Origin of the sequence: Streptomyces aurantiacus JA 4570, assembly GCF_000414115.1 — a bacterium.
Classification (GTDB): Bacteria; Actinomycetota; Actinomycetes; order Streptomycetales; family Streptomycetaceae; genus Streptomyces; species Streptomyces aurantiacus_A.
Map to the genome: position 1 here is coordinate 1 of NZ_AOPZ01000448.1, position 8,148 is coordinate 8,148.

4 protein-coding genes and 2 pseudogenes are annotated in these 8,148 nt (G+C 72.6%); 3 read left to right on the forward strand and 3 right to left on the reverse strand.

The features are described from left to right. Positions 1-216 (reverse strand): annotated as a pseudogene (locus tag STRAU_RS43200) (hypothetical protein); the annotation flags it as partial. Between the two features lie 382 nt (positions 217-598). Here STRAU_RS43200 and STRAU_RS34010 point away from each other — a divergent pair. After that, positions 599-2,722 (forward strand): PhoX family protein, encoded by a 2,124-nt coding sequence (locus STRAU_RS34010; RefSeq protein WP_037663745.1) that lies wholly within the window; start codon positions 599-601, stop codon positions 2,720-2,722. 128 nt (positions 2,723-2,850) lie between these two features. On the opposite strand, the gene STRAU_RS34015 is transcribed toward STRAU_RS34010, so the two are convergent. Next, the gene (locus STRAU_RS34015) at positions 2,851-3,789 is read right to left on the reverse strand and encodes a hypothetical protein (RefSeq protein ID WP_016644955.1); all 939 of its coding nucleotides are present in this window, start codon (positions 3,787-3,789) and stop codon (positions 2,851-2,853) included. A gap of 175 nt (positions 3,790-3,964) precedes the next feature. Beyond that, positions 3,965-5,023 (reverse strand): LysR family transcriptional regulator, encoded by a 1,059-nt coding sequence (locus tag STRAU_RS34020; RefSeq protein ID WP_016644956.1) that lies wholly within the window; start codon positions 5,021-5,023, stop codon positions 3,965-3,967. Positions 5,024-5,231: 208 nt separating this feature from the next. On the opposite strand from STRAU_RS34020, the gene snpA reads away from it, so the two are divergent. Continuing rightward, complete coding sequence (gene snpA / locus STRAU_RS34025; RefSeq protein ID WP_016644957.1) at positions 5,232-5,912, forward strand: snapalysin; 681 nt, start codon at positions 5,232-5,234, stop codon at positions 5,910-5,912. Positions 5,913-6,045: 133 nt separating this feature from the next. After that, positions 6,046-8,099 (forward strand): annotated as a pseudogene (locus STRAU_RS34030) (FUSC family protein). Positions 8,100-8,148: the final 49 nt, after the last annotated feature.

The following is an 8,148-nucleotide window of genomic DNA, read 5'->3' on the forward strand; positions in this document are numbered from 1 at the left end:
CGCCGCGGAGCGGCGGGCCGGGACGCGGACCGACACGTTGTCGAACGCCTCAGCGACCAGAGCCTCCGCGGCCGAGCCCCCGGAAGAGGCCGACGCGGGCGCAGCCTCCGGCACGGACACCCCGGCCTCCGGCACGGATACGGCTGCCTCCGGCAGGGAATCCGCTGCCTCCGGCAGGGACGCCGGGGCCTCCGGCGAGGACGCCGCCTCCGGCACGGGCGCAGCCTCCGGCGCGGATACGGCCGCCTCCGGCGAGGATGCCGCGGCCTCCGGCGAAGGGGAGGGCGACGGAACCGGTGCGGCCGGGGCGTCGTCACCCCGTGAGCGCCGGAAGACAGCCCGCAGACGACCCAGAATGCCCATGTGCGCAACCCTTCACGTGACTTGTACCCCGGAGCGGAGCGATCCCTTGGCCATGAGGGACACGTAAGGTTAGCGGCCACCGCGCGGACAGAGCGGGCGCCCCGTACCTGACACGGATTCACCCGCCGTTAACCCGCAGTCCCCCATGGCGCTCGCCGCCCCACCTAGCCTCCAGCCGGAAACACCGGCAAAAAGAAGCCAAAGCGCCGTCAACCGGCCACCCATGGAGGACCCCGTGCGCAAGCTGCTGCCCCTGATCACCTCACACCCGGGCGGCTCCGGCGGCCGCTCGGCCATGACGTGCCGGTTCCGCTGCGGCGACGCCTGCTTCCACCCGGTGCCCAACACCAGCGACAACGAGTACATGGGCGACGTCATAGCCGGGGCGCTCAGCCGCCGCTCCATGATGCGCGCCGCGGCCGTCGTCACGGTCGCCGCGTCCGCCACCGGCGGCCTCGCCCTCGGCCCGGGCGCGGCCGAAGCACAGGCCGCCGCACCCGGCGCGGCAACGGCCGCGGAGGCGAAACGCAGAAGCAAGAAGGCCGCCCGCGGCCTCCGCTTCACGCCCGTCGCCCCGAACACCGCCGACACGGTCACCGTCCCCGACGGCTACCGCCAGAACGTCGTGATCCGCTGGGGCGAGCCGATCCTGCGCGGCGCCCCGGCCTTCGACGCGGACAAGCAGACCGCCAAGGCGCAGGCGGGCCAGTTCGGTTACAACAACGACTTCCTCAGCCTGCTCCCGCTGCCCGGCGAGAAGCACGGCGAGGACCACGGCCGCCAGGTCCTCGTGGCGAACCACGAGTACACGGACGAAATCCTGATGTTCAAGGGGTACGACGCCAAGAACCCCACCCGCGAGCAGGTCGAGATCGCCTGGGCGGCCCACGGCCTGTCCGTGGTCGTGGTCGAGGGCGAGCGCAGGACCGGCGCGCTGCGTGCCGTGTCCCGCCACCACCTCAACCGCCGCCTCACCACCACCAGCAAGTTCCACCTCACCGGCCCGGCCGCCCGCAGCGAGCTCGTCCGCACCAAGGCCGACCCGCGCGGCGTCACCGTCCTCGGCACCCTCAACAACTGCTCGGGCGGCACCACCCCGTGGGGCACGACCCTGCACGGCGAGGAGAACTTCAACCAGTACTTCGGCCACGCGGACAAGGTGACCGACCCGACGCAGGCCGCGCGCCTCAAGCGCTACGGCGTCGCCGGCGGTGAGTCCGAGCGCAAGTGGGAGCGTTTCGACGACCGCTTCGACCTCACCAAGGAGCCGAACGAGCCCAACCGCTTCGGCTGGGTCGTCGAGCTCGACCCGTACGACCCCGACTCCGTCCCGCGCAAGCGCACCGCGCTGGGACGCTTCAAGCACGAGGGCGCCCAGCCGCGGCTGACCCGTGACGGCCGCCCGGTCGTCTACATGGGCGACGACGAGCGCTTCGACTACGTGTACAAGTTCGTGAGCAGCAAGCGCATGGCCAAGGGCAACTCGCGCTGGGCCCGCGAGCACAACCTCACGCTGCTCGACGAGGGCACCCTGTACGTCGCGAAGTTCACGGGTGACTCCCCGGCCGAGGAGATCGACGGCAAGGGCACGCTGCCGGGCGACGGCGAGTTCGACGGCAGCGGCACGTGGATCCCGCTGGCCACCGCGTACGCGGGCGGCAAGGCCGTCAGCCACGTCGAGGGCATGACCGCCGACGAGGTGTACGTCTTCACGCGCATCGCCGGTGACAAGGTCGGCGCCACGAAGATGGACCGCCCCGAGGACATCGAGCCGTCGCCGCAGACGGGCAAGGTGTACGTCGCCCTGACGAACAACACCGACCGCGGCAAGCCCGGCAAGGCCGGCGCCGACGAGGCCAACCCGCGCAACCTCAACAAGCACGGCCAGGTCCTGGAGCTGACGGAGTCCCGCAACCGCCCGGAGTCCACCCGCTTCGGCTGGAACCTCTTCCTCGTCGCGGGCGACCCGAAGGACCCGGCCACGTACTTCGCGGGCTTCCCGAAGGACAAGGTCAGCCCCATCTCCTGCCCGGACAACGTCGCCTTCGACGCGCACGGCAACCTGTGGATCTCCACGGACGGCGCCCAGCTCGGCTCGCACGACGGCCTGTTCGGCGTCGCCACGAAGGGCGACCGGCGCGGTGAGCTCAAGCAGTTCCTGACGATGCCCAAGGGCGCGGAGACCTGCGGCCCGCTGATCCAGGACCGCCGCGTCCTGGTGGCCGTGCAGCACCCGGGCGAGATCGACGGCGCGTCCGTGGAGAAGCCCGCGAGCACCTGGCCCGACGGCCCCGGCAAACTGGTCCGCCCGTCGGTCGTAGCGGTCTGGCGAGCGAACGGCGACGACATAGGCGTGTAGTACGCGCCCTCTCCTAGTACGCGCTTGGGGCGCCCCTCAGCCAAGGGGCGCCCCGTAAGGGGCGCGGGGAACTGCGCGCCAAGCCCCCACCGGCCCGCAGGAGTCATCACCGCACATCTGCGAAGCGCTCAACTCTGCTTACGGCGGTACATAGAGAACCCCATCCCCGCCGCACCGAGAGCGGCCATACCGCCCCCCGCAGCAACGAGGGGGGCATCGTGCGAGGGCGGGGCGACGTTCTCCGCCCCGGCCTTCACACCACCCCGCGGCACCACGGTGGAGACATGCCCCGGCTTGCCGGAGCCGCGCTCGACCCACCCCTTCATGGTCCCGTCCGGGTTGAGCACGAAGTGCGCCCCGTTGTGCTGGCCGTACGCCGCCTTGTTGCCGCGCTGCTTGAGGGTGTCCCAGACGATCTTCTTGCCGCCGCCGGGGGACTTGGCGATCATGTCGGCCTCGTAGCCCGCCTTGGTCTTGTAGACCTTGGCGTCGAACCCGGACTTGCCGAGGTTCTTGTACTCGCGGACGAAGACGCGCTTCTTCGCGGGCTGGGGCTTCGGCTTCGGCTGCGGCTTCGGCGGGGTCGGCCTGCCGGTCTTGGTGATGCCGCCGTCCGCGCTGAGCGTGAACGTACAGCCGTCGATCCTGGTGGAGGCGGGCTTGATGTACGCCTCCAGGGAGCCCTTGGCCGCGCCCTTCAGGAAGATCTGGGCCTTGGCGCTGCGGGCGGAGGCGTTCACGTCGACCTTGGCGCTCCAGCCGTCGCCGAGCGGGACGGTGCCCTTGGACTCCCAGCCGCCGACGGGCTTGTCGGGCTCGGTCTTGTCGTCGGGGTTCGGGGTGGGCGTGACCTCGTCGTCGGGGGTCGGGGGCGGGGTGACCTCGTCGTCCGGGGTCGGAGGCGGGGTGACCTCGTCGTCGGGGTTCGGCGCGGGGTCCGGGTTGGCGACCTGGGGCTGCGGGGTCGACGGTGCGTCCGCGAACGCGGCGGTGGTCGGGACGGCGAGCGCGGCGATCGCTCCGGTGGCGATGGCGGCGGTGCGGAAGGTACGTCGGGTGGCGCGCATGGCGTGATCCCTCGTGGCTGTCGGGGGGCTGACTGTCGTCTTTGTGCCCCTTTGTGGTGGCGACGGATACGAAGCTACGGGCGCCATATGTGCGTCATCCGTAGGAAACGTAACAACCGGCCGCAGGCGGTGACGCAGAACCGTAAAACGGCAAAAACCCCAGGTCAGATGGGGTTCAGAGGAGGGTGGGGCGAAGGTCCTGAGAGGGGGCGGGACCAAGGTCCGGGGGCGGCAGGGGGGCCGTGGCGGGGCGCGGGAGCGGGGGGAGCGCGGCGGGCGCCGCGGGGGCGGGCGGGGCGGTGCCTCTCGTGCCGAGCAGCCAGTCCTGGTAGGCGGGGGACTCGGCGGCGGCCTCCCAGTACGCGGCCTCCAGCTCGCCGTACACCGCGTCGAGTTCCGCCGTCGTACGGGCCGTGACCAGGAGGCGGACCCCCAGCGGATCGCCGTACAGGGGTCTGACCGCCATGTCGGGTCTCGCCACCGAGGTCGGCTGGCAGACCGTGACGACCTCGCCGGTGGCGACCAGGGTGGCCGCGGTGAGGTAATCCCCGTGCAGGACCCGGGGATTGAGCCCGGCCTCGCGCAACACCCTTTGCAGTCCGTCCCATTCGCCGTCGACCGTCGGGTCCACCATCCAGCGGTCGTCCGCGAGGTCCGTGAGGTGGACGACGGGCTTACGGCTCGCGGGATGGTCGGCGGCGAGCGAGACGAACTGCGGCTCGCGGTCGACGAGCACGCGCCGCCGCAGCCCGTCCGGGATCCGCAGCGGGCAGCCCTCCACTTCGTGCACGAACGCGATGTCAAGCTGACCGTTGGCCAGCATTTGCAGGAGCGCGTTCGCGGACACGTCCATCTGGAGCGAGGTCTCGGTCCCCGGCATGCGGTTCCGCAGGCGGCGCAGCCAGCCCGGTATGGCGCGGCTCGCGGTGGAGCCGATGCGCAGGCGCGGGGTGCCGTCGCTCGCGCGGGCCGCCGCCGCCCGCGCCTCGGTGACCAGGGCGCGCATCTCCACGACCAGGGGGCGGGCCCGGCTCAGGACGATGCGGCCGAGGGGGGTCGGGCGGCAGCCGGTGCGTTCGCGGGCGAACAGCTCGCCGCCGACGGCGTGCTCGATCCGGCGCAGCTGCGTGGTCAGCGAGGGCTGGCTCATGCCGAGTTGGCGGGCGGCCTTGTGCAGGCTGCCCGTGTCGGCGATGGCACACAGCGCGCGGAGGTGCCTGACCTCGAGCTCCATGGCGTGAGAGTAGAGCGGCCGACGGTCTCACACCAGCCTCCCAAACCTCTATGGAACACCACGAGTTGGCACGTATGCACGGTGTCCGGATGTGCGGCGATAGGGCGGTGCTATCGCCATCTGCCATCATCCCCGGACGCCTTGGCTCCCCGACACTCACGGATACCGAAACGTTCACCTTTCACCGAACGAGTAGGGAGCCCCCCACATGCACAAGCGTTACCTGTCCGTCGCCGCCGCCCTCGGCCTCGCGGTCGCCGCGCTCGGCACGTCGTCGTCCGTCGCCACGGCCGCCGACTCGCCCCGCGCCGGTGCCGACACCGCCTCCTCGGTGTCCACGCCGGCCTCCGTCGCCAAGTACGCAGGATCCGGCGAAGAGGCCGCGGCCAACAAGGCGTTCTTCGAGGCCGTCGTGAAGGCCGTCGCCGAGAAGCGGGCCGCGAACCCCGGCGCCAAGGCCGTCACCGTGACGTACAACGCGTCGCAGGCGCCCACCTTCCGGCAGCAGATCGCCACCTCCACGTCCATATGGAACGCCGCCGTCACCAACGTCCAGCTCCGGCAGGGGACCACGGGTGCGAGCTTCTCGTACCGCGAGGGCAATGACCCGCGCGGGTCGTACGCCAGCACCGACGGGCACGGGCGCGGCTACATCTTCCTCGACTACCGGCAGAACCAGCAGTACAACTCCACCCGCGTGACCGCCCACGAGACCGGGCACGTGCTCGGCCTCCCCGACAACTACCGGGGCCCGTGCTCCGAGCTGATGTCGGGCGGCGGCCCCGGCCCGTCCTGCCAGAACGCCCAGCCGGACGCGCGTGAGCGGGCCCGGGTCAACCAGCTGTGGGCCAATGGCTTGGCGAAGGCGATGCAGCAGGTCCAGAAGTAACCAGGGGCTCTGCCCCCGGACCCCCGCTCCTCAAACGCCGGAGGGGAGCCGCGGAGCGGCGATCAGCGGGGGTCCAGGGGGCGGCAACCCCCTGGATATACCCAGGTCAGGACCCTCTGGCCATAATGGCCACATGCGGAACCGCTCCCTCAGGCCCCTCACCCCGCCCGACTGGCTGGTCCGCTCGCTCAAGCCGCAGCCCGCCCCCGTCCCCTGGGCCGCCGTCGCCCGCGCCGCGATCGCCATGTCGCTGCCGCTCGCCATCGGCACGGCGGCGGGCAAGCCGTCGTACGGCGCGCTCGCCGCGATGGGCGCCCTCTCCGGGGTCATCGGCGACACCGCCGACGCGTACCGCATGCGCATCCTCAACATCGCGGTGCCCCAGCTCTTCGGCGCGCTCGGCGTCACCCTCGGTGCCCTGGTCTTCGGCCACGGCTGGGCGGCGGTCGGCGCCGTCACGCTCGTCGCGCTCGTCTCCGGGATGATGTCGACGATCGGCGCCGTCGCCTCCGTGTCGGGACTGCTGCTCCTGCTCAACTCCGTGATCGGCGCTGGCCTGCCGCTGCCCGGCCAGTGGTGGCTCGCGCCCGCCCTGATGACGGGAGGCGGCCTGCTCGTCCTCGCGCTTGCGCTGCTCGCCTGGCCGCTGCGGGGCGGGGTGCCGGAGCGGGCCGCGGTCGCGGCGACGTACCGCAGTGTCGCCGCGCTCCTGGAGGCCGCGGGCACGGGCGACGGCTCCGCCGACCGACACGCGGCGTACGACAAGGCCCGCGCCGACGTCACCGCCTCCCTCAACCAGGCATACGACCTCGTCCTGGCCCGCCGCGCCCGCGACCACGGCCGCAGCCCCGACCTGGTCCGCCTCATCGCGGAACTCAACGCGATCACCCCCGTCGTCGAGGCAGCCCCGGCCGCCCACCAGTACGGCGAGAAGCTGCCGCCCGAACTGGCGGCGGCGATGCGGAGGCTGGCGGAGGCGGTGGCACGGGGGGAACGCGCGGCACCAGGAGACCACGCCGCACGCGGTGAACGGCCCGCCACCGACGCCTACGTCGACCTCGGCCTCCCCGACGAGCTGCCCCGGCCGCACGGCGCCGCCGCCCGCGCCGTGCACCACGCGCTGCGGCACGCCGCCGACACCCTCGCCGACCCCGACCCGCTCACCGTCATCCACGCCGAGGACCGCCTCGGCCGCCCCGCCGCCCTGCGCGTGCGCGCCCGCCGCGCCACCCGCAACGTCGTCCTCTCCGGCGCCTCCTGGCGGTACGGCCTGCGCCTCGCCCTGTGCATCGGCATCGCGCAGTCCCTGGTCTCCCTGATCGACGTACCGCGCTCCTACTGGGTGGCCCTGACCATCACGTTCGTCCTCAAGCCCGACTTCGGCTCGGTGTTCTCGCGCGCCGTGATGCGGGCGATCGGTACGGCGGCCGGACTCGTGGTGGCCGCCGCGGACTCGTGGTGGCCGCCCCCGTCCTCTCCTCCGTGGACCGCGGCTGGTGGGACGTGCCCGTCGTGCTGGTCCTCGCCACCCTCATCCCCGCGCTCACCCCGCGCGGCTACGGCTACCAGACGGCCGCCATCACGCCGGTCATCCTGCTCCTCTCCGACGTCCTCAACCACCAGGGCTTCGGGCTCGTCGTCCCGCGCCTCGTCGACAGCCTCATCGGCTGCGCCATCGCGCTGATCGCCGGGTATCTCCTCTGGCCCGAGAGCTGGCACACCCGCATCGGCGACCGGCTCGCCGACGCCGTCTCCGACACGGCCCGGTACGTCGAGTGCGCCTTCGGCGACGACCCCGAGGCCACGGCACCGGCCGCCCGTGCCCGTATGCGGCGCCGCCTCTACCGCGACCTCTCCGACATCCGCACCGAGTTCCAGCGGGCCCTGACCGAGCCGCCGCCCACCGGGGCACGGGCCGCCGCGTGGTGGCCGCTCGTCGTGGCCGTCGAGCGCATCGTCGACGCGACGACCGCCGCGCGGGTACGGGTGCGGCACGGGGCCCCCGACCCGGGGGCCGGGGAAGTGGCCGAGGTCTCCCGGCAGTTGCGGGAGCTGGCCGAGGGCCTGCGCGAGGTGGAGGTCCTCGTGCCGGTGCCCGCCGCGTTCACCGGGCCCGAGGACAGCGTCCTCGCCCCGCTGCGGCAGGAAGTGGAGGCGGCCCGGGCGGTCGCGTCACCGCGGGGGTGAGTGACCTTAGACATGCCTGTTCCGGCAGGTAGTAAGGGCGGGTGGGTGG